Source organism: Streptomyces bobili (assembly GCF_002154575.1).
In the GTDB taxonomy this organism is placed as follows: domain Bacteria; phylum Actinomycetota; class Actinomycetes; order Streptomycetales; family Streptomycetaceae; genus Streptomyces; species Streptomyces bobili.
In genome coordinates this window covers 326-533 of the sequence record NZ_MUBA01000900.1, presented here as the reverse complement: position 1 = coordinate 533, position 208 = coordinate 326, and the positions used below count along the sequence as shown (strand labels likewise).

The window sequence follows — 208 nt, the reverse complement described above, 5'->3', positions numbered from 1 at the left end:
CCCAGCTCTCGGGCGTGGGCGTCACCTGGTACACCTGGCTGGAGCAGGGCCGGCCGATCAACGCGTCGGCCCAGGTGCTGGACGCGGTGGCGCGCACCCTGCGACTGGACCCGCCGGAGCGGGAGCACCTCTACCACCTCGCCGAAGTGCCGTACGTGCCGACGCCGGAGGCCCTGCCGCGGAGTGTCGGGCCGGAGATCCGGGGCAT

Annotated in this window: 1 protein-coding gene; it reads left to right on the top strand. The window is 74.0% G+C overall.

The features are described 5' to 3' along the window. Window positions 1–208: helix-turn-helix domain-containing protein (locus BZL64_RS41840; protein ID WP_244205812.1), on the top strand; the 208-nt coding region annotated here is incomplete at both ends.